A 20,184-nucleotide genomic window follows, 5' to 3' on the forward strand; every position below is an offset into this window, starting at 1 on the left:
AATTAAATCATTTATGTCTCTGTAAGCTTTATTTTTATTTCTATTTTTCCGACTCCAAATCATAATTAGCATTCGCTTTCTGAATAAGCTTATAAGAAACAAAGAAACCCAAAACAAACAACAGTAGCAATACAATAAATAGAACATAGCTTCCGATTAAGAAATTCCAAAAGATAAAATACAATAGAAAACCATTACCCGTTTGAAGTAACCAAGCCAAAAGTCTTAGTTTAGAAAAAGTTTTTCCGCTATTGCTAAATGGCTTCCAAAAACCACCCGGTTTGATGGTTGTGGCAAAGGTTTGTAAAATTTTAGCTTCTGTAGGAGCTGTAAAAAAAGTAACCGACAACCATGTAATGCAAACCGCAATAGTTAAAATGATAAGTTTAATAGGATAATAATCGATGTTAAAATTGTGTTCTAAACTAATAAGTAATTGATGCAATGTTTTATTGTTATCATAAAACCAATCTAAAACTGGTGGATAAATTAAAGCCGCTAGCATAGCCGATAACTGCGACCAAGCATTGATGCGCCACCAATACCATCGTAACATAAACACTGGCCCTACTCCTGCTGTTATAGCAAACAAATACTTCGTGATTCCTACTAACGAATCGGCATAGATGGCTATACCTCCAGATATTATAATAATATAAATCATGGCTATTATTCCGAACTTCTTTGCTTTAGCAGCACTCAGATTTGGATTAATAGCGTGTTTATAAAAGTTTTCAACTAATAAGGAGCCACCCCAATTTTGTGTGTTTTGAACCATCGATAGAAAAGGAATCAGAAAGACTACAACGACCAAAACTAACATCCAAGAAGGCAATACTTTTACAAATAAGGAAGTAAAAGCCAATTCGCTATCTGCCGAACCACTAGCATAACCATAACAAACAGCCATAAAAGGTAAGGTAAACAAGAATACCCTAAAAAGTACTATTGATAAAGAGGGAATAAAAACGCTTTTCAGCAAGTCTTTACTGGTATTGGCTGCCATCAATTTTTGTCCATTCATATCGGGATAATCTAATATCGAAGCCGACCACCATTGTACCAACACAAAAACAATAAAAGCATTAAAAGTTTTAGAACCTATAGACGGAATGATATTGAAATTGGATTTAGAAGATTGTACTGTAGTTGCTAAATGGGATAATCCACCAGTGTTAAGAAATAAACTAATCATAATGATTAGAAACAAGACTATAAAAACTATAAATAAAACAAAATCTAATTTTAAACGCTGCCTCAAACTATTAAAGAATGTTAGAAGTATGATAAGAAATGTCAATAGTCCTATTGCCAAATTGATTTCTATTCCAACAATAAAACAGAAAATTTTACTGAAAGCCAACAGGCTAAAACTGATAATAAATGGAACGACCAACAAGCCTAAATACAAACTCCTAAAATTATGAAGTATCTTGGCTCCTCTTCCTGAGTATCTAAAAAATAAAAATTCATTTTCGGTTTTTACAGGAACTTTTCTCCATAAATGAGCAAAAAAAGATACACTAAAAGCCGCCCCAATAGCGGCACTCCAATACAACCACATATCGGAAAGTTGACCTTTTAATAAAGAGGCACAAATTAATTGGGGTTCTATCATGATTCCGCTTGCCAATAGCATGGAAAAACCAATAAGCCACCAAGATTCATTTTTGGAATAAAACAAATTAGTTCCAAGTTTATTCTGTTTTTTTTGTAATACGTTTTTCAAAGCTTATCGCATTCTTTTATAAGTTATTCTATTGATTTTGCTTTTCAAATCTTTAGAAGGTTTGTAACTAATTTTTGCTCCTTTAATATTCGATTTTCCCAAAGCTTCTTCAGTATCGGCAGCAGTTCCTTGCAAAATAAGTTGGAAAGTTCCCAAACTATCAATTTTTACTATATTCCCATTCGATAACGCCTCTCCTATTACATCGCTTAAAGCCATAATCACACCGTAACAATCGGCTCTACTCATAGAAGATCGACCTGCAATAATTCTGGCCAAATCATCCAATTGCACCTCTCCTTTACTTACTGCACAAGGGTAATATTTTACCTCAGGTGGCGATACTAAATTGTTCTGCTTGGGGATCATTTTAAATCGTACTGACATAAAAATGGCTTGTTAAGGTTCATAAAATCGTTTGATAAGGACAAATATAATAAAAGATGTACGACTTTTATACAAATACCGTACATCTTTTAAGTAATTGTCGTATATCATTTATTCAAGTGTCGTACATCTTTTATAAAAGTTATACTGATGAATTTAAAAAGTTATCAGGATGAAATAAAAACACCATACTGATAATTAAATTTTAAAACAAAAGAACCTTAACTTATTGCCTAAAAGTAAAAAGTAATTCAATATCAATTGTAATTAAACCTATTTTATTAAATTTGAAGCACTATATCTATTTATGACCAAATCTAGAAACACTTTAAACGCTTTTACTCTATCTGAATTAAAAAGTCAGATAAGCATAAAATTAGGCTTTCCTATTGTAGGAAAAACAGATTGTTTAAAGTTAAGCACGCTGCTGCAGAAAAAAAATTATGGTAGTATTTCGGTTTCTACCTTATATCGATTATTTGTCAATTATAAAGGGATTATACCCTATCAAAATACATTAGATGTATTGTCGCAGTATTTAGAATATTCTTGTTGGGCTAACTTTGTGGATACAGTTGAAAAGAAAAGTCCTAACCGTCCTTCTCCAGAGAAAATAGAAATAACTAACAACTTATTATTTCATTGCATACAATATGAAGCTACAAAGCCATTAACTTCTTATTTTGAAAGTATTGAAGAAATGGATTATTCTTTTAAAGCAAAAGTAGCCTTAGAGGTTTATGATAGTTTATTACTCACTAAAAAACCTGAGTTATTTTTTTCTAATTTTAGCAAAAACAAATTTGTAAAACAATTTGTTTTAGAAGATGCTTTCGATCCCGGTTTTAGAATCAAAAATTATGATTGGGCTTTTAAATTATATTGTAATAATACTTTTGACAATTCGAAAGAAAACCTACAAGATTATGTTTTTTCACAATCTGTTTTATTTAGGCATTACGTGCTTTCCAACAATAATAAAGAAGCTTTAGAAATTGGCAAGAAAATATTCATTCAAAAACCAGTACTTTCAGATGATTTAGATGACATTTTTATATTTCCAAATATTAGATATCGTGCATACAAATTATGGTACCTCATCCTGATAAACAAATCAAGAATGGAAATAAAAAATTATATTGAGGAACTCTTAGAGTATTGTAGAACTATCTATATTGATTTGGATGAAATTTCAAGAAAAATTGTTTTTCAAACTATTGGTGAAGTTTTTTGCTATACTACTATCATCTCAAAATACCACGTTGAATTAAAAACAATTTTTAAAAAAGAATTCGAAACTATTCCCAATAGTGTTTTTGAAAAACCACTCAAAAAAACACTTCATTATTTTGAATCTAATGGATTGTTGTTTCATAGACCTACCAAAAGTTGAACTAAGTTGAACCACTTTAATGTATTTTTTATCATTTAATTAGCTTTTTAAAAATGTTAATCAATGATAAAATTCAATTACGAGTATACCTACTCAAGAGGCAATGGAAAAATAACTTTCACAGAAGGTAAAAACAATACTGTAACAGCAACTTATAAAGTCTTTAATGACGAAGGAACCATTACTGGCAAACTTCATGATAATGAATTAGAAGCTACTTTTCATAGCGTTTCAATGAACAGAGTAGGTTTAATTCATTTCACTTTTTCAGAAGATGGTTTTGATGCCAAATGGAAAAATGGTTTGGAACCAGGCACTATGAGAGGTAGATGGTTTACAGAAAAAAACAATACAGAATCAAACGATTTTGTTTTTAACATCAATCAATCATCAAGATGGGATTTTGAAGATACAATTGAAGAAGAGGTAGAAAGATTATTTCAACTTCAAGATGAAAAATTAAGAGATTCATTTGTTAAAAATGCTACAGATTTTATAAACAATAACCCTTCTTTTTATTGGCTTTCTTACCTTATTTATTACAAAGCTGAAGAATGTTATTATGAAAGTGGAAATGATGATTTATGCGATTGGTATTCAGGATTTCAGCTTTTAGAAAAAGACTTTAATTTTAACCCTAAAGAAAAATTTAATTTAAATTTTTACCCTGAAAAAGATGAAAATAGTGACAGCTATTGGGATTCTGCAGCTGACTATAAATGGTCTTTTGGTAATGAAGATAAAAAAAACTTTGTAGAAATAATATTAGATCTTTTAAAAATCAATATTGAAAACTATGAAGATACTGCTTTAAATTACTCTTTACTAAAGAATACTGCAACAACTTGTCTGTGGATATCACTTCAATCTTACACAATGCAAAGACCTACTCCTGAAAGTGAAGATGTAGCAAATTGCTTATGGTCTGTTTTCTGCGACTCTGCACATGAAATTGAAATTTTTAAAGGAGATGGAAATTTTGGTATGGAAGCTGTTGACAACATTATTAAATATATTTTAAGAATGGATAAAGAAGAATTTAATACTGAAGAAAATGATGATTTAGAAACATTTAATGATTATGTTCACGATTATATCAAAATAAGTGAAGAGCTTTTAGACAGAGATATATTTGATATGTAAATTTTTAAAAGATAATTTAATGATAAAATTCAATTACGAGTATACCTACTCTAGAGGCAATTGAAAAATAACTTTTACAGAAGGTAAAAACAATACTGTAACAGCAACTTATAAAGTCTTTAAAGACGTAGGAACCATTACTGGCAAAATTGTTAATGAGGTTAAAGGAATAGAAGATAACGAAGAAGGCGAATGGACAAAGAGTCAATTTGAAGATTTAGTTGATAATGTTTAAAATAAAAAAATGAAAGCAAAAATTGTAAAATTAAAAGTAAAGGTAGGTAGTGCGCCTGCAGGTCACCAAATTACGGTTCCATATCCAGATTCACATGGATATCCTCATGTGGATGATGTTAAAAAAGTACTTTTAGAACAAGGTTTTATATCAAGCATGGGACAAGTTGCCTTATCTAATACGCAATATGAAATATTGAAATAAAAAATATTTAAAGAATTAAATTTTTAAACATGTATCATGAGAATACTAAATCTATGATACATGTTTTTTATTATTAACAAAATAAGGTAATCTGAATATTTTATAATAAATACTATTTTTACTTATTTAATGAATATCTAAAATGAATCAAATTATAACTAATTTAAAAACCAATTTTTTGTTCCAAATGTCACTTTCTTCCAAGGAATTGTTTCATAGCAATATGCTGGCTTGGCTTATGGAACAAAAAATTGATCATGATTTATTAATTGCTAAAATCTTTATTGAGTCAATTACTAATCAAAAAATAATCGGTCCTATTGAAAAAATAGTAGTGAAACGAGAAGAACTAAATATAGATTTAATTATTGAATATGATATAGCTGGGGTTAGAAATTATATTTTCATTGAAAACAAAATGAAAAGCATACCTAAACCAGAACAATTAGAGGAATATGACAAAAAAATTGATGGATATATTTTAAACAACAAAATAAAAAACAAAACTATTGTTCATCACCAAATACCTTATAAAAAGTTATTGATTCCTAGCGAAATTTTTATTAATGTTAATTGGGAGGTAATAACTTATAAAAAACACATAATTAATATTTTAGTTGAATTACAACAAAGATTAAATTCTAATAATAAAAACAATAAGGAATTGTATTGGATTATTAGTAAATATCATGATTTTTTAATCAATATTATTTCTATTTTTGAGTTCTATTTAGGAGATGATTTCGAAAATAAACCTTATAACTTTTATTCGCAAGAATTTGATAAAATTAGAGAAATAAGACTTCATGATATGCTATTAAAAAATGTTCATGAAAGAATTTCAATGATATTAAAAAATAGACTAACTAAAGAAAACATTATTGTTTCATCCGACTTCACTCGTTCAACAGGTATTTCTGATGTGTTTATTACACTAACGAATGAATTTAAAATGGGATTACAAATACAAGGTAATACTCTAAAATATTTTTTATGTTGTGATAAAAGTGATAATTTATCTAAAAAAAATATTGCAATTTGTAAGCAGTTGGTAGAAAAAAAATTATGGTTTTATGATAATTTTGCAAACCCTATCACATTACTTTCTGGAAACGGTAGAAATAAAACTGAATTACAAATTAACGAAACGACTACTTTTTGCGAATATGATAAAGGCCATTTTATATATTTAACTAAATCTATTAGTGAATATAAAAACAAGACAATACGCGACTTAATTGAATATATTGTCAGTGAGATTAACAATGCTATTGGTAAAAAACAGGATATTGTAAACTTAATTAATCAAATATAAAAAACTACTAATGCCAACATACAAACATAAAATATCTAAATCTCGTTTTGTTTCAGGAATGCAATGTGAGAAAAAATTATACTTTGACATGTTCAGAGGCGATTTAAAACCAACACTCACGGAACAACAAAAAGCACTTTTTGAATCCGGAAATCTAGTAGGCGAACTAGCTCAAAAAGTTTTTCCAAATGGAAAAGATGCAAGTCCTAAAAGTTATTATGACTTCTCAAAATCGATTGAACAAACAAGAGCATGGATTAATGAAGGTGTAGCTACCATTTATGAAGCTGCTTTTTTTCATGATGAAGTGTTGGCAGCTCTCGATATTTTGCATCATCAAGATAATGAGCGATGGGCTATTGAAGTTAAAAGTAGTACTTCGGTAAAAGACTATCATATTCTTGATGCTTCTTTGCAATACTGGGTTATGACCCAATCAGGATTTAGACCCGATCGATTTTTTTTGATGCATATTAATAATGGTTATGTTAAAAATGGTGCCATTGAAGTAGAACAACTGTTTACTTTAGTCGATATCACCCACCAAGTAATTGAAAATCAAGAAAGGGTTGAAAACAATCTTTCTAGATTTAAAGCACTATCAAAAGAAACAGAGCCTATAGTTGCTATTGGAAAACAATGCGCCTCACCTTTTAATTGTGACTACAAAGCACATTGTTGGCAACATATTCCTCAGAATTCTGTTTTTGAATTGGGAAGTGCCAGAAGAAAAAATTGGGAATTACATAATAAAGGAATACTTGAATTAATAAATATTCCTGATAACGTTGAATTATCCCATCGTCAACACCTTCAAGTGGAAGGATTGAAAAATGGTAGCTCTTATATAGATCGTACTTCAATTACATCATTTATTGAGGGGTGCACCTACCCACTCTATTTCTTTGATTTCGAAACCATCTTTCCAGCCATCCCAATAGTTGACAATTCAAGTCCATTTCAACAAATCCCTTTTCAATATTCCTTACATATTTTAGAAGAGGAAAATGCTCTTTTATTACACAAAGAATTTTTAGCCGAGCCCTCCTATTTTATAACAAGTGACATAACAAAAGATCCAAGAAAGAAACTAATTGAACAATTAAAATCAGACATTGGAACTACAGGAAGTATTGTGGCTTACAATGCAACATTTGAAATTAATGTTTTAAAAAAATTAGCTCTAGCATATCCAGAAGAGGCAGCGTTTCTAAATGATTTGATACATCGTTTTGTGGATTTATTAGTGGTATTCAAAAATGGCTGGTATTATAAACCCGAAATGAAAGCATCAGCTTCTATTAAGTCTGTTTTACCTGCCATTGCTCCCGAATTCAGTTATAAAGATTTAGAAATTTCAGATGGTGAACTAGCTAGCGGCACTTTTTTATCTTTGATAGAAGGTACTATCGAATTTACTCCAGAACTCAAAAAAAATCTTTTAGTCTATTGCGAAAGAGACACCGAAGGAATGGTAATTCTTTGGAAGGAATTGTTGAGATGCGTTCAGTGATTTTAACTATCCTAAAATCCCTTGCAACAATAAAAAGACAATTGGGGCATTATAGTGTATTACATAGACGTTTTTTATCTTTCCGCTGTATTCAATTTCATATCTGATAATAAAAGGATCATTCAATTCAATGGAATAATAGGAATGAGTAGTTAAAAACTGTTCCATTTCATTTTCTTTAAGAGAATCAAACAATTTTGATTCTCTTAAAGATTGTGTTTGTTTAGACAAAACCTTAATATGCGCTATAGTATTTTCATCATCCAATAGCTTATTAGTATTTGAATAGTGTTGAAAAAAGTTTTCATTTTCAGAACTTGAATTCATAATCACAATGGTATCGTATTTCAGCTCTTTTTTAAAAAATTTAAGTTGCTCCACACAAGCAAATATATTCGACTGTTTTGCTAGGTTTGTTATTCGGTAACGCTTTTGCAAATCTGTTTTTAGTAAGTCTAATAAGTCCCTATTTGTATTCATAATGTTTGGTTTTATGCAAATCCAATTTTATCACTTTTGTTTTTTCTGAAATTTATTTCTTGCTCAATATACGAAATAAATTTACTTGGTTCAGATGTTGCGGTTCCAAACAACAATTTTTCTGTTAAACATCGTTTCTTAATATTGTCAATTTGTCCACCGGTTAAGGAATAGTCTGTACTAGCTTTAACTAGAAGACCTTCATCAACATCATCGATAAAACTCTGTTTTAAGATAGCTAATCTTGTTTCCTTATTAGGTTTCTCAAAATGAAGTTTATATAACATTCTTCTGTCAAAGGCCGTATCAATATTAATCAACATATTAGTGGTAGCAATAAAGATACCTTTAAAATCTTCGAGTTCTTGCAGCAACTGGTTTAAAACAGAATTATACATCTGGTCAACAGATTTTTCTACAACGCCTCTTTTGCTAATAATAGCATCTGCTTCATTAAACAATAGTATTGGCGTTCGTTCGTAATATTTCATTGCATTTTTATACTCAGTGAATAATTGTTTGATGTTTCGTTGTGATTGACCCACGAACATATTGTGTAATTGACTCATATCTACTATTAAAATTACCCTATTGTTTTGTTTAGCCAATTGCTTTACCAATTCGGTTTTACCTGTTCCAGCTGCTCCATGAAACAATAGCGTCAATCCTGTCTGCAAACCATGTTCTTCAAATCGAGCCATTACGGCATCATACGCATCGGATGTCAGTTGAAACACTTCATCAATTTGCTTTTGATTTTCTTCGTTGAAGAATAACTTCTTCTCAATAATAACATCTGGCAAAATAACTTGTGACAATTTAGGCTTAAATGGTTTAACCTCCGAGTCCATAATTTCAAGTTCATCTCTCAATCGATCACCTAAACTCACTTTCGAAAAATCAGCTAAAAAAGGTTCGTTAAAAACTAAAAATTCTTCTTTGAAGAGAATACTTTTTTCTGAACGCACTCTGTTTTTAAAAACATACGAAAAGGAAGGGTCTGCACAAAATTTGTCCAAGTCATAATTCAAGTCAAACTCATCAACTCCAGCAGTTGTATATGCCATAATAAAGAATAAAACTGCTTTTTCAGGATTGGTAATTAACTCATTTTTAAAAACAGAATCAATAACGGTAAAACATCTAAAATGCGTCACATAGTCCAAGACTATTTCTACCAAGTATTCATTATCAGCATCTGCCATCGCATTTTTAAAAAATTTCATAATACTAAACATGGCTTTAATAATGTTATCAGGAACAATAGTTTCTAACAACTTTTTATCATTCAATAAAATCGCATTCATTATTTCTTTAGAGAAATAATAATCGTCCATGGATTCTACTTCATACTGGCTCTTATTAGGAACTAGCCAACCTTTCTTTTTAAGCTCATTTAGTTGGGCACTTACCTCTAAATAATTGATCGTTTTGTAACCAAGATACTTCATCGTTTGATTGACATTAAACTTATTTCCTGCAATTTGTTCACACAACAATACTGCCATAACAGTCGCTGTAGTACTATCCACATCAAAAAAGAATCGGATGCGGTCTATGTCCTCTTTTAGCTCAAGTTGCAATTCAAAATCTTCAAATAAGTATTTTCCTTTATATTCATAAACAGCACACAAACTGCTAATTAATTCGTTTTGATATAGGTTGTTTTTCATTTTTCTTAAGTTATTAATTGCAACAAGTACAGTTTTCGTTTGCAGGTATGTCGGTTCCGTACCACTTCAAAATAGTAGGAAGACCTTGCGCGTCATTAAATGGTCTATAATTAGTATAGTACCTACTTCTTCTATTAGCCCAGAAATAATAGTTATAGGTGAACTCTTTTGCTAAATAAGGCATAGCCGTTGGAGTATAACGGTTCAATTCAATCAAAAATAGTTTTACGATCATATTGCAGATAGGCATAATATCAGAAGAAAGTCCAACTTGCACTAAGACGTCCTTATCTTCTGGTGAAACATACGCTGGCACCAAACCTTCTAATTGTTTAGTGGTTGATATTTCTTCTTCTTGGCTGTATTTATTGGTACCATCATCGTTAATCAAACAAGCATAACACGTTTTAGCATCGGGTCTCAATACAAAAACATCGCCACCCTCTGCCCTAGTTATGGCTCTTCCAAAAATCACTTTTTTTTGTAACTTGATGGCTGCTTGATTTACAGCAAAACGACTGGTGTTATTATCGGTAGCACAGATAACCAAATCCGATTTAGCCATAAGCGTATGAAGTAATTGATACTTCTTAACCACAGAAACTTCATGGGTTTCAATTTTTGCAAAAGGATTTTTTTGAAGAATCAAATCCCTAACGGCTTTTGTCTTATACCTACCTAAATCATTGACTCCGCATTGGTGTCTGGCTATGTTGTGCAACTCCATAAAATCCATATCCATCAGTATAAACTCACCAACACCAGACTTTGCTAATTCAACAGCAATGGTACTACCGAAGCTTCCTAGACCAATAATTAACACCTTGCACTGTTCCATGTATTCTGTTTCTAACAAGCCTTTGCTTCTTGAATATAGCTCACTCTTCTTAGGAATAAAATGAATATCACAATCTACTACGGTGTCAATATCAAATAGATGCGCCTTATGTTCTAATTTTTCAGTTCCTTGATACAAGCAAATCAGCAACAAATGTGTGCCATCTTTTGGAAAATGGTCAAACAAGTAATTGTAAAAGGCTTCTCTACTTTCCTCAAAAGCTTTTTTATCTTCGAATACTCTAATATAAGCCACTGCAGGATAACCCGCTGGTGCCACTTGTGGAGCCTTGGTATAAACATGATAAACCTTTTCCCCTCTCCATTCATAAGCAACTCCAGTAGTTTGTTCCACATTAGAAGCTAGTACTTCCAATAATTGTTCTTCGTATAAAAATACTTTATTTTTCATCACTTCGTTTTATTTGCAAAGCCATCTTGAGCAATAGAATTGATTGTAGTAGCATCTGGGGGCAAATTATCACTAGTTTTTGCTACGACAAATTCTCCAGTGGAAGGGTCAAAGACCAATTGAGTTGCAGGCTTACGATTGCCTTTGTTAAGTTGGTCTAAGTATTGCAATACTTCAGTATTGCTAGCAGGAATAATAGCATTTTTGTTCATAAAGAGATAGTATATAATTAAAATTAAGAATCCTAACATTGTAAATAATCATTAATTGGTTTGCCGTTTTTTAAATGCCCTTCGTATGCTTCTATCCAAACCTTAATCTTTAGAATTACCTTATATAAGCTTTGATTAGGGTTCCAATTTCCGGGAAGAAAATGACATATCTGTACCCCTTTTGAATTGTTTTCCAGAATGTGCATTTGGTGAGAGAACTCAGGCAATCGCTTTCCTTTAAAATTTTTCAACCCTTTTGGGTAGACGATAAAAGCATTGGGCATCTCAATGGGATACATTTCTGAGAGTTCGATCTTGATTTGATAAATTTTACCAGATTGCGATTTGACTCCTACCAACAACACCTCTTCACCATCAACTTCTGAAAAAAGAAATCGATTAGCAAAATACCGCTTCAAGATGGCGGTTTCAAAAATAAGGCGTGACTCATTCATGACATTCTTCATTAGATTCAACCACTTTAGTTACCATTTCAAGGACATAGTTAAAGGTATTTAAAACCAAGGAGCCATCAGATTTCCATTCGTTGGATTCCAATAGTATCCAAAATCTAATAGCATTAAAATCAAATTTGTATACTAAAGGAGCACTTGTAGGAAAGCCAACAGGAAAAGTAACTTTAAACGGACCTAATTCTTTAGAACCAAACAATAAATAAACTATGTCTGTCTTATCTTCTTGTTTTGCTATGAGGTAACCAAATTCTTGGTTTAATTTGTGCATAATGCCATTTAAAACCTTACGATTTTCTTTGATTCGTAACCAGTAGTTTTCAGGATAATTAGGTTTGGAATAGACTTGGTCTTCAAGCGTAGTTTCTAACAAATTAACGACACGAGCATGTTCTGTTTTCGGCTGATACAAATACGAAGTACAAGTAGCATCAAAAGCGGTTCGAATAGGCGACGCACCCGGCAACACAACAAATCCTGAATGATCGTAAAGATGTTCTTTTCCTCTGTTGTATTGATATGCATTAATAGTAGTACTATCGTCGTTCACTACGTTACCAATCATCAATAAAAAACGATCCAGTTGATAAGTATTCATAGCTTTTACAACGGTAGTAGAATCTTGTTGAGAGGGCTTTTTCAATGTAAAGGTGTGGTGCGAATGAAAATTCCCCAAATGCTGTAAACCATGTTTAGTACGCAGCTCATCGCCTATAACCTTTAGATACTCTTCATCTTGATGAAAAGTAGTTTCAGTACGTTTGCATCGTTCTCCAGGACCTATTATATATTGAACTATGGCATGCCCTGTGTGCGTCCAGAATCCAAAAAGGTCGCAACCCGTTTCCATTTCAGGGAAGTCCAAAATGCATTGAGCGAGAAAATTTAATTCTGATTCGTAGATGAGAAGCTTGGATTGAATGTTGATCATTGGTATTGAATTTTTTGTTTAAAAATATTTGTTGGCTACTTACTTTAATTTGATTATTAAGTTTAGGATAATGTTATAAAAGTATCTTATATCCTAGGCACACATTTGTTCATTTAAGATTTTAATTATACCATTAATGTATTGAACAGTTCTCGTTGCTAACGACCCATCCCTTCTCCATTCTAAAACAGCCTCAACAGGACAACAAACACCCACGTCATTACTCGCAAAAATTAATGGAGGGAGGTTTGGATATCCTGAGGGAAAGCATACTCTGTAAACACTTTTCTCATCTTCAAATACTAAGCTTATTAGCTTGCTTTCTTCATGGATTACTGCGAGGTTGAAATAGTCTAATGACATATCATTAATGATGTCAGTCAAAACTGAAGGGGTTCCATCAAACTCGTCTTCACTAGAATCATCATCGGTTAAAAACGCAGATCCGAAGTATTCATAATTATAATAATTCAATACTTTTGTTTCGATCTTTAACTTTGATTGATTGAATGGTAAAGTTGTAGATTGTATGTTTAGCATGGCAATTGTGTTTTGATTTCGATGCAAAAATAATAGAGTTGTACGTAATCCATTGCGCACAAAATAATTATATTTGCACTATGATAAAAGAAGCAAGTTATAGACAATTAAGAATACAATTAATATGTAAAAAATTAATTGTAGGTGCTAGTTTAGATCAATTAATTAGTCATGTGAATAGTACTTTTTCAAAGAGGGGCTTTGAAAAAGAATCATTTGATAAAAGAACTATTCAACTAGACATACAATCAATTCGAGAAGGTAATTTTGAATATATAAATAAAGATATCAGTTTTGATAATAATTCTCATGTATTCAAAGTAAAATATCAAAGAGCATCAAACATTTATATTTTTTCTGAAGACTCTGAAATTCCTGAATTTAATATGTTAGATGAAGGAGAAAGGATGACGTTACCATTTTTAATTGGTATTCTAAATCCATATAAAAATATACCTGCAGTAAAAAAAGTATTACTCGGTTTAGAAGATACTTTTTACATTAGTAAAGAAGAACAAAAAAGTGTAAAAGCTATTGTTATTCCAAAACCACCATTAAGAAAAGAAAATGATATAATAGCATTGTCAATATCTATCTTAGGTCACATCAGCAGAAATGAATGCATAGAATTTAACTACATTAGTGTCCATAAATTAGATGAAACTTTGATTCAATATTCAAAGCAAGAAGTTATACCTCTCGAGATTAGACTATATGAAAACTTATATTACTTGATCGGCTTTAATAAAAAAACAGAAGAAATAAGAAATTATAGACTCGACCAATTTGTTAAATTAAAAGTTTCTAAATTAACTAACTCAAATGAAACGATATATTTTACAGAAGAATTTGTAAAAAGTCTAAACTTAAAAAAGTATTTTCAAAATACGATAGGTGTATGGTGCCATAAAAGTTTTGAAACTGTTGAAACTGTTGAGATAAAGTTTTTGGGTTGGGCTGCAACATATGTCCAAGCAGCTCCTATTCATAGCACACAGGTCATCTCTGAAATTAACAAAGAGAAAAACGAATTAATTTTAGAAATAAAAATAAAATTATTTACTTATTCAGAAAGCAGAAAAACCGCTAGAGAACGCTCTCCAGAATTAGCCTTTCTCTTAGGAAGATTTAGAGAGTTTTGCGAGGTAAATGAAGAAAAATTGATAGAAAAATACAAATAATAAATAACTAATAAAAAATTAAATTATGCTTAATCTTGCTGATTACAACGCTTTATGGACTCTCAATCCTCTTGGAGCGGGCTCTTTTTCTACAATAACTGAAATAGCAGTAGCTCCTCCTTACGCTGACTATGTTATTCGCGAAAATATGCTCGAGGATTACCTTGATATATTTAGAGGAATTAATACACGTAATATAAGACCATTTATTCCCGTTGGTGGTTGGTATTATCCACATCCTTTTTTTAATGCTGATGGGACATCTATATTAGTTAATATACCATGCATAAAGTATATTTTAATTGGTGAAGCTTGTCCATCATTTGGTGTAAATTATTTTTATGATATAACCATGATACAAGGACAAGGATACTTAAAAGCAGCATATGATGCTACATATAATGGTTTAGGTCCAGTTATTCCTTGGGCACCACTTCATCATCCTACAGACAAAATAAACAAACTTCTAGATTTAGCTTTAAGAGGTGTTTTGTTAGTTGATATTTTCCCATTTGCAATAGATTATAACACTAATGTTCATCATTTAGGATTTATGCTGCCTCTTAGAGAGGTATTAATCAATACAGGTATTACAAATTCATTTTTTAATGATGCCGCCAATTTATACTCAGTTACAAATAGAGTAACGGAAATTATTGAGGAAGGTTTAACATGTGTAGATTTTATGAATGGGACAAATAGCGTACTAATAGCTCCAACGAAGATATCATATCATCTAGCACATCAAATAAATATCATTCCTCTAGTTACTGCTCCATTAATTTTTACTATTAGAGAAAATAGTTTGAGACTTATGCCTCCTCATATTATTCTTGAACTTCCTCACAATTATTTTTATCATTTAATACCTGCAGGCACTAGTTTGGGGGGGGTGCCATTACCATTAAGAGCTGATGGCATTCATACAATTAAGGTGCCACGTTACATATGTTGTGGCTACAGTGGTGCTGGAACTGTTCCTCATGCTTTATTTATAACAAACGCTTTATTATAAAAAAAATCTTTCCCCAAATCCTTAACGGATTTGGGGAAAGATTTTATATACTATGAAACCCATTCTACTATTTTCCCTACTTCTCCTCAGTTGCCACAAGCAAACACCCAATGATTTGCTCCAAAAAGCTTTTGAGGCAGAAAAGAACTTACAGTATAAGCAAGCTATTGGTTATTTTAATACCGCTATTGCTTTAGATTCCAGCTATGCGGACTCTTATTATCATCGAGGGATTTGTTATGCTTATCTTATAAAACCGAACAAAGCTATTGAGGATTATAGCAAAGCTATAAAATTACAACCTAACTTTTTAGCCGCTTACCAAGAAAGGGCTAGTATTTATTATGCCATAGGAAAATATGATTTAGGAATAAAAGATATTAATTTTGCATTACAATTAGCCCCTAGAAATAAAACATCGCTAAATATTAGATTATTATTAGTACAAGAAATAAGAGGGACTCATTAAATGCAGCAACTAAAACTCAATATCTTCGGCCAGTTATGGACTTTAAAGAAAGTTGCACTTACGCCTATTGAGTTTGAGTATTATGAGAGCATTGCCTCTAGAATAAATCAACCGCTTCATGAAGCGTTGTTAAATCCTTTCTTTTATCCAAAACTGCGATTAGAGAAGATGACTTCTTTTTTGGATTTAAAAGGTGAAATAATATCCGGTATTACTGAAAATTCTTCGAATCAAATTGAAATTTGGTACAACGGAAAAAAAGAAAAAATATGGGTGGCTAATTTAAAAAACAGTACCCTCTTCCCTATCTATGATGTAAAATTTTCAGAACAAGAAACGACTCTTTCCAAAGGCATTTACATTGAAACTTACGAATTTGGTAAAATTGCTTCTTGCGAAATACTAATAAACGATTTTAAAAAAGAACTACTAGAATTTAACTTTTTTAAAAACAACAATACACTGCTACTCCAAGATAGTTTTAAATATAATGGTAAAGTATTGAAAAAATTAAAAACCGATAGTAATATCACTCGTTATCATAGTTTTGAGATTTAATTGATTTTAAATTACCTCTATTCCATCAGTGATTTTTAATTCAATATTGTAGTAGTTAAAATCGTGTTTATTCCCTTTCACTTTTTCAATAATATTTAAGGTCATGTCCTTTTGCTTGACGGGAGGAAAATAAAGCGAAAAGTATTGCCAATCTTTTTTCGATTTAAAATTATGCTTGGCAGGCGCAATAGTAATGCCCTCGGCTTTAATCAGGGTGTACCGTTCTTTGGTCGCTACATTTTCGATGAAAGTATCGGCTGCAATTTTAATCCAACCTCCGTTGATGTACATGTTCGTCGTGATGTATCCAAAATCTATTTTAGTAAATTCTGGGAATAAATGAATGCGTAATAATACGGGATTAGAATCTCCATGACCAAACACATTAAGATGAAACACTAACTTTTTGCTGTTTTTTATCATTTTTAGAGCGATTTAATTTGTTCTTTTAACCATAATGGATAAACAACTTTAAGATTACTACCATAGGATCGAAACATACGGACAAGTTCCATACTAGGCACTACATTAATGGTAAAATAGCACGAACCCGATTCATTTTTTTCAGCAGTTTGACTTGGATGAATAGGATAAGCTTCAAAATAGTTTGTTATAGAAATAGAAGTTAAAAAGGTGATGATTTGTTGCGCTTGATTTTCTATGGGATAAACACCATAAATAGCAGTGCAATAACGTTCTATCTCATCAGAATCAGATTCTATATATTTTTTTCTCAATCGGACCACTTCATACATTCGATCCAATCCAAAGGTTCTAATCGAATGGTGATGCTCGGAATACCCAATAAGATACCAGCGATTTTCAAATTCTTTCAAACGAATGGGATGCACAATAACAGATTTAAATTCTCTTTTAGTATAAGAATAATGCACAAATGAAATCGGATTTTGATTTTTGCACGCATTAAATAGTATATTAAAGTTTTCATATCCTTTGGCTCCCTCAACATAATCAGTCTGAATTATTTTTCGTTTGGTATCACTATCAGGAAACTCTTCTTTGTAGGTCGCCAAAATCTTTTGAATGGCATCACTAAAACGCTCATTAATTCTATTACCACCCCCAAGATTTTTAACCAAATCGAGTGCTTCTTTGATACTTGAAATGTCATTATCCGTCAAAGGTATAGAATTGATGGAATAATTGGGATTGGAATAATAATAACCTAGATTTTTTCTACAATAGACAATCGGAGCTTCAAAAACCTCCGATTGTTTCATGTTTCTAATATCTTTTTCTAAAGTATCTAGTGAAGGTGTTTTGTCTAGACTTCGTTCGCAAGCTTCTTGAATATCCAATAATGTGGGATAAGGTCTGAAAGTGTTTTTGAGCATTTTATCAATTACCCGATACCTGCTATAGGCTGATTTTGAGACATCCATAGTTAAATTTTTTATAAAAATACATAAAAAAATCACTCCGTACAACAGTTGCGGTTTGACTATAAATCTTTGCCTCATAATTTTAAAACAATACGTTCATGTTTTCTAAAAATTAACGAATTACATCAACCGAAAAAGAGCACCAAAAATTAACAACAAAGTAAACCTATACTACTGAAATTCAGTTTCAGTTTCAAGTTATATAATTGCAAAAATGGATGTACGAATAATAATAAGATTAGACCACCTCATAATCAATGAGATGACAGGAAGCCCTAAACAATTGGCTTCCAAATTGGGTATTACCGAAAGAAGTGTGTACAACTATATTTCTTTTATGAAAAAAGAAATGAATGCCCCTATTAAGTATGATTACCAAATACAATCATACATCTATTATGATGACTGGGAATTTAAATTAAGTAATTCAAAATAAAAAGTGGAGTTCAGAAACCACTATAATCAACGAGGCCGAACCGAAAAGCCAGAAGAGTAGGAAAATTAAATGATTATATATTATGAAAAAAACATTGTTTAAAACAAGTATTGTAATGCTTATTGCATTAATCACGATGAGTTGCTCCAAAGATGGGGCTACGGGACCTGCTGGACCTGCTGGAGCTAATGGGACTAACGGAACCAATGGTAATGCTAATGTAATTGGAACAAATTCGTTTACAACAACATCAAGTAACTGGACATCAGGAGGTGGAGGTGTTTTTTGGACTGCCAACTTAACTGGGGCTACTTCTATAACTCAGAATATTGTAGACAAAGGGATTGTATCAGTATTCAGAATGTATACGGTGAATGGAGCAACTCAATGGTCTCCTTTACCAGATACAAATATAAATCAAAACCTTTCTTTCAGTTATGGTGTTGGAACTATATCTTTTTTAATGCAGAGTACTAATGCAACAGCAATTGCAAATCCAGGAGCAATTACTTTAAGATATGTTGTCATTTCTCCCTCTAACAAAAGGGCACACCCAAACACCAATTGGAATAATTATGAAGAAGTAAAAGAAGTACTTCATCTTCAAGATTAAACTTTTCAAAATCAGTGCCTCATGAATTTGAGGCATTTTTTTTATTTTTTTTCACTCCTTATTTATAGTACGGAGTGCCCTACTAATTTTGTCTCATAAAAGTAAAATAGAAAATAATGAAAACAAATTTTAAAAACGAAACACTCGAAGAAGTGTTAACAAAACCCGAATCGTATGTATTCGAAAACCCTATTTCACAATACACTCCAAACGAACATTTGGGTATTGAAAAAATTAGTTTAGAGGATGACTTCACCAGAATTGACTTTGTATACATAGCACCAAAGCAATACATCAATGGTGGTTGGATTCAAATTGATGCGGGTTGCTTTATTAGACCTATAGGTTCAGAAGTGCGTTATAAAATGGTTAGCACCATCAATATTCCAATAGCTCCTGCAAAATATTACTTCAAAAGTAAAGGTCAGGTACATCATTTCTCTTTGATTTTTCCAGCCTTACCAAAGAACGTAAAGCAAATTGATATCATTGAAAAATTGGCAGAAGGCACATTCTTTAATTTTTTCAGAGTAGCATTGCAACATAATGCACCAACATTAATTAGAATTATAAACGAGAATTAAAAATGATAGCACCTTTTAAACTAGGACAAATTGTACGATTCAAAACCTACAAACGACACCAAGAGGAAAAAGAAGCCTATTTTGTGGTTTACAGAGAACAAGACGATTCCAACGAATTGGCGCTTTATGTCTTAAATTCCAACAGACTTTATGAATCAAGAACCATTATCATACCAGAATATCCTGAAGAAGATTTACAAAGAATTGACCTAAAACCAAGTGATTTAATTAATCAAGAAATCACCATAACCGACCATCTATTTCATGATGTTGTGGTGGGCGTAGCGGTGTATTTTGAAGGGGATAATAAAAGTATCAGTTTTACTAAAGTAGGAGATTTTCTGGTTTCTAATGTGACGTTTGAATTTAGCTCCACTATCAAGCACCGACTAAAAGGAAAGATACAAATAGACTTAACCCTACCGCTTGAGTAATAATTCAATTAAAA

The 20,184-nt window shown here is 31.4% G+C and carries 24 protein-coding genes; 13 read left to right on the plus strand and 11 right to left on the minus strand.

Annotated elements, in window-relative coordinates:
- Positions 1 to 40 precede the first annotated feature (40 nt).
- Positions 41 to 1,729: a sodium:solute symporter family transporter gene (locus CLV55_RS04590; RefSeq protein ID WP_112112577.1), complete on the minus strand. Its 1,689-nt coding sequence runs from the start codon at positions 1,727 to 1,729 to the stop codon at positions 41 to 43.
- Positions 1,730 to 1,732: 3 nt separating this feature from the next.
- Complete coding sequence (locus CLV55_RS04595; RefSeq protein ID WP_112112578.1) at positions 1,733 to 2,116, minus strand: HU family DNA-binding protein; 384 nt, start codon at positions 2,114 to 2,116, stop codon at positions 1,733 to 1,735.
- A 307-nt stretch (positions 2,117 to 2,423) separates the two neighbouring features.
- On the opposite strand from CLV55_RS04595, the gene CLV55_RS04600 reads away from it, so the two are divergent.
- The 5 genes from CLV55_RS04600 (at position 2,424) to CLV55_RS04620 (ending at position 7,919) form a co-directional block, all read left to right on the plus strand.
- The gene (locus tag CLV55_RS04600; RefSeq protein WP_112112579.1) at positions 2,424 to 3,509 is read left to right on the plus strand and encodes a hypothetical protein; all 1,086 of its coding nucleotides are present in this window, start codon (positions 2,424 to 2,426) and stop codon (positions 3,507 to 3,509) included.
- Between the two features lie 63 nt (positions 3,510 to 3,572).
- On the plus strand, positions 3,573 to 4,652 hold the full coding sequence (locus CLV55_RS04605) for a hypothetical protein (RefSeq protein ID WP_112112580.1): 1,080 nt from the start codon (positions 3,573 to 3,575) through the stop codon (positions 4,650 to 4,652).
- Between the two features lie 244 nt (positions 4,653 to 4,896).
- Positions 4,897 to 5,091: a hypothetical protein gene (locus CLV55_RS04610; RefSeq protein ID WP_112112581.1), complete on the plus strand. Its 195-nt coding sequence runs from the start codon at positions 4,897 to 4,899 to the stop codon at positions 5,089 to 5,091.
- A 142-nt stretch (positions 5,092 to 5,233) separates the two neighbouring features.
- On the plus strand, positions 5,234 to 6,406 hold the full coding sequence (locus CLV55_RS04615) for a PD-(D/E)XK nuclease family protein (protein WP_112112582.1): 1,173 nt from the start codon (positions 5,234 to 5,236) through the stop codon (positions 6,404 to 6,406).
- Between the two features lie 10 nt (positions 6,407 to 6,416).
- On the plus strand, positions 6,417 to 7,919 hold the full coding sequence (locus CLV55_RS04620; protein WP_112112583.1) for a DUF2779 domain-containing protein: 1,503 nt from the start codon (positions 6,417 to 6,419) through the stop codon (positions 7,917 to 7,919).
- A gap of 6 nt (positions 7,920 to 7,925) precedes the next feature.
- Here the strand turns inward: CLV55_RS04620 and CLV55_RS04625 are convergent, their stop codons facing one another.
- From CLV55_RS04625 to CLV55_RS04655, 7 genes are all read right to left on the minus strand, one after another.
- Positions 7,926 to 8,399 carry a hypothetical protein gene (locus tag CLV55_RS04625; protein ID WP_112112584.1) on the minus strand — a complete coding sequence of 158 codons (474 nt, stop codon included), beginning with the start codon at positions 8,397 to 8,399 and terminating at the stop codon, positions 7,926 to 7,928.
- 11 nt (positions 8,400 to 8,410) lie between these two features.
- Positions 8,411 to 10,072: an ATP-binding protein gene (locus tag CLV55_RS04630; RefSeq protein WP_112112585.1), complete on the minus strand. Its 1,662-nt coding sequence runs from the start codon at positions 10,070 to 10,072 to the stop codon at positions 8,411 to 8,413.
- A gap of 13 nt (positions 10,073 to 10,085) precedes the next feature.
- On the minus strand, positions 10,086 to 11,321 hold the full coding sequence (locus CLV55_RS04635; protein ID WP_112112586.1) for a HesA/MoeB/ThiF family protein: 1,236 nt from the start codon (positions 11,319 to 11,321) through the stop codon (positions 10,086 to 10,088).
- On the minus strand, positions 11,321 to 11,533 hold the full coding sequence (locus CLV55_RS04640; RefSeq protein ID WP_112112587.1) for a hypothetical protein: 213 nt from the start codon (positions 11,531 to 11,533) through the stop codon (positions 11,321 to 11,323). The genes CLV55_RS04635 and CLV55_RS04640 overlap by 1 nt, the downstream gene beginning before the upstream one ends.
- Before the next feature lie 32 nt (positions 11,534 to 11,565).
- On the minus strand, positions 11,566 to 11,988 hold the full coding sequence (locus tag CLV55_RS04645; protein ID WP_112112588.1) for a hypothetical protein: 423 nt from the start codon (positions 11,986 to 11,988) through the stop codon (positions 11,566 to 11,568).
- Entirely contained in the window at positions 11,981 to 12,937 is a 957-nt protein-coding gene (locus CLV55_RS04650) for a hypothetical protein (protein ID WP_112112589.1), read from the minus strand. Before CLV55_RS04650 ends, CLV55_RS04645 begins: the two co-directional genes overlap by 8 nt.
- A 93-nt stretch (positions 12,938 to 13,030) precedes the next feature.
- Complete coding sequence (locus CLV55_RS04655; protein WP_112112590.1) at positions 13,031 to 13,477, minus strand: hypothetical protein; 447 nt, start codon at positions 13,475 to 13,477, stop codon at positions 13,031 to 13,033.
- An 80-nt stretch (positions 13,478 to 13,557) separates the two neighbouring features.
- Between CLV55_RS04655 and CLV55_RS04660 the strand changes: the two genes are divergently transcribed.
- From CLV55_RS04660 to CLV55_RS04675, 4 genes are read left to right on the plus strand one after another with little or no spacing between them, the layout of a single operon-like run.
- The gene (locus CLV55_RS04660) at positions 13,558 to 14,658 is read left to right on the plus strand and encodes a WYL domain-containing protein (protein ID WP_112112591.1); all 1,101 of its coding nucleotides are present in this window, start codon (positions 13,558 to 13,560) and stop codon (positions 14,656 to 14,658) included.
- 25 nt (positions 14,659 to 14,683) lie between these two features.
- Positions 14,684 to 15,673 carry a hypothetical protein gene (locus tag CLV55_RS04665; protein WP_112112592.1) on the plus strand — a complete coding sequence of 330 codons (990 nt, stop codon included), beginning with the start codon at positions 14,684 to 14,686 and terminating at the stop codon, positions 15,671 to 15,673.
- 52 nt (positions 15,674 to 15,725) lie between these two features.
- Complete coding sequence (locus CLV55_RS04670; protein WP_112112593.1) at positions 15,726 to 16,142, plus strand: tetratricopeptide repeat protein; 417 nt, start codon at positions 15,726 to 15,728, stop codon at positions 16,140 to 16,142.
- Positions 16,143 to 16,700: a hypothetical protein gene (locus CLV55_RS04675; protein WP_112112594.1), complete on the plus strand. Its 558-nt coding sequence runs from the start codon at positions 16,143 to 16,145 to the stop codon at positions 16,698 to 16,700.
- Positions 16,701 to 16,706: 6 nt separating this feature from the next.
- Here CLV55_RS04675 and CLV55_RS04680 read toward each other — a convergent pair whose 3' ends face one another.
- Both CLV55_RS04680 and CLV55_RS04685 read right to left on the minus strand, forming a co-directional pair.
- Positions 16,707 to 17,123, minus strand: coding sequence for a hypothetical protein (locus CLV55_RS04680; protein WP_112112595.1), 417 nt, complete (start codon positions 17,121 to 17,123; stop codon positions 16,707 to 16,709).
- Positions 17,124 to 17,125: 2 nt separating this feature from the next.
- The gene (locus CLV55_RS04685; RefSeq protein ID WP_158527017.1) at positions 17,126 to 18,103 is read right to left on the minus strand and encodes a helix-turn-helix transcriptional regulator; all 978 of its coding nucleotides are present in this window, start codon (positions 18,101 to 18,103) and stop codon (positions 17,126 to 17,128) included.
- A gap of 214 nt (positions 18,104 to 18,317) precedes the next feature.
- Here CLV55_RS04685 and CLV55_RS04690 point away from each other — a divergent pair, with 214 nt between their 5' ends.
- From CLV55_RS04690 to CLV55_RS04705, 4 genes are all read left to right on the plus strand, one after another.
- The gene (locus tag CLV55_RS04690; RefSeq protein ID WP_112112597.1) at positions 18,318 to 18,539 is read left to right on the plus strand and encodes a helix-turn-helix domain-containing protein; all 222 of its coding nucleotides are present in this window, start codon (positions 18,318 to 18,320) and stop codon (positions 18,537 to 18,539) included.
- An 82-nt stretch (positions 18,540 to 18,621) separates the two neighbouring features.
- Positions 18,622 to 19,152, plus strand: coding sequence for a hypothetical protein (locus CLV55_RS04695; RefSeq protein ID WP_112112598.1), 531 nt, complete (start codon positions 18,622 to 18,624; stop codon positions 19,150 to 19,152).
- Between the two features lie 116 nt (positions 19,153 to 19,268).
- Positions 19,269 to 19,736, plus strand: a complete 468-nt coding sequence (locus CLV55_RS04700) for a hypothetical protein (RefSeq protein WP_112112599.1) — start codon at positions 19,269 to 19,271, stop codon at positions 19,734 to 19,736.
- A 2-nt stretch (positions 19,737 to 19,738) separates the two neighbouring features.
- Positions 19,739 to 20,170: a hypothetical protein gene (locus CLV55_RS04705; RefSeq protein ID WP_112112600.1), complete on the plus strand. Its 432-nt coding sequence runs from the start codon at positions 19,739 to 19,741 to the stop codon at positions 20,168 to 20,170.
- Positions 20,171 to 20,184: the final 14 nt, after the last annotated feature.

It is taken from the genome of Flavobacterium aciduliphilum (genome assembly GCF_003268855.1).
Lineage (GTDB): Bacteria > Bacteroidota > Bacteroidia > Flavobacteriales > Flavobacteriaceae > Flavobacterium > Flavobacterium aciduliphilum.

What these genes read in the sequence shown, in the direction of transcription:
- CLV55_RS04595 (WP_112112578.1), bottom strand. Translation starts at nt 2,116, where the DNA reads ATGTCAGTACGATTTAAAATGATCCCCAAGCAGAACAATTTAGTATCG.
- CLV55_RS04600 (WP_112112579.1), top strand. Translation starts at nt 2,424, where the DNA reads ATGACCAAATCTAGAAACACTTTAAACGCTTTTACTCTATCTGAATTA.
- CLV55_RS04605 (WP_112112580.1), top strand. Translation starts at nt 3,573, where the DNA reads ATGATAAAATTCAATTACGAGTATACCTACTCAAGAGGCAATGGAAAA.
- CLV55_RS04610 (WP_112112581.1), top strand. Translation starts at nt 4,897, where the DNA reads ATGAAAGCAAAAATTGTAAAATTAAAAGTAAAGGTAGGTAGTGCGCCT.
- CLV55_RS04615 (WP_112112582.1), top strand. Translation starts at nt 5,234, where the DNA reads ATGAATCAAATTATAACTAATTTAAAAACCAATTTTTTGTTCCAAATG.
- CLV55_RS04620 (WP_112112583.1), top strand. Translation starts at nt 6,417, where the DNA reads ATGCCAACATACAAACATAAAATATCTAAATCTCGTTTTGTTTCAGGA.
- CLV55_RS04625 (WP_112112584.1), bottom strand. Translation starts at nt 8,399, where the DNA reads ATGAATACAAATAGGGACTTATTAGACTTACTAAAAACAGATTTGCAA.
- CLV55_RS04630 (WP_112112585.1), bottom strand. Translation starts at nt 10,072, where the DNA reads ATGAAAAACAACCTATATCAAAACGAATTAATTAGCAGTTTGTGTGCT.
- CLV55_RS04635 (WP_112112586.1), bottom strand. Translation starts at nt 11,321, where the DNA reads ATGAAAAATAAAGTATTTTTATACGAAGAACAATTATTGGAAGTACTA.
- CLV55_RS04640 (WP_112112587.1), bottom strand. Translation starts at nt 11,533, where the DNA reads ATGAACAAAAATGCTATTATTCCTGCTAGCAATACTGAAGTATTGCAA.
- CLV55_RS04645 (WP_112112588.1), bottom strand. Translation starts at nt 11,988, where the DNA reads ATGAATGAGTCACGCCTTATTTTTGAAACCGCCATCTTGAAGCGGTAT.
- CLV55_RS04650 (WP_112112589.1), bottom strand. Translation starts at nt 12,937, where the DNA reads ATGATCAACATTCAATCCAAGCTTCTCATCTACGAATCAGAATTAAAT.
- CLV55_RS04655 (WP_112112590.1), bottom strand. Translation starts at nt 13,477, where the DNA reads ATGCTAAACATACAATCTACAACTTTACCATTCAATCAATCAAAGTTA.
- CLV55_RS04660 (WP_112112591.1), top strand. Translation starts at nt 13,558, where the DNA reads ATGATAAAAGAAGCAAGTTATAGACAATTAAGAATACAATTAATATGT.
- CLV55_RS04665 (WP_112112592.1), top strand. Translation starts at nt 14,684, where the DNA reads ATGCTTAATCTTGCTGATTACAACGCTTTATGGACTCTCAATCCTCTT.
- CLV55_RS04670 (WP_112112593.1), top strand. Translation starts at nt 15,726, where the DNA reads ATGAAACCCATTCTACTATTTTCCCTACTTCTCCTCAGTTGCCACAAG.
- CLV55_RS04675 (WP_112112594.1), top strand. Translation starts at nt 16,143, where the DNA reads ATGCAGCAACTAAAACTCAATATCTTCGGCCAGTTATGGACTTTAAAG.
- CLV55_RS04680 (WP_112112595.1), bottom strand. Translation starts at nt 17,123, where the DNA reads ATGATAAAAAACAGCAAAAAGTTAGTGTTTCATCTTAATGTGTTTGGT.
- CLV55_RS04685 (WP_158527017.1), bottom strand. Translation starts at nt 18,103, where the DNA reads ATGGATGTCTCAAAATCAGCCTATAGCAGGTATCGGGTAATTGATAAA.
- CLV55_RS04690 (WP_112112597.1), top strand. Translation starts at nt 18,318, where the DNA reads ATGGATGTACGAATAATAATAAGATTAGACCACCTCATAATCAATGAG.
- CLV55_RS04695 (WP_112112598.1), top strand. Translation starts at nt 18,622, where the DNA reads ATGAAAAAAACATTGTTTAAAACAAGTATTGTAATGCTTATTGCATTA.
- CLV55_RS04700 (WP_112112599.1), top strand. Translation starts at nt 19,269, where the DNA reads ATGAAAACAAATTTTAAAAACGAAACACTCGAAGAAGTGTTAACAAAA.
- CLV55_RS04705 (WP_112112600.1), top strand. Translation starts at nt 19,739, where the DNA reads ATGATAGCACCTTTTAAACTAGGACAAATTGTACGATTCAAAACCTAC.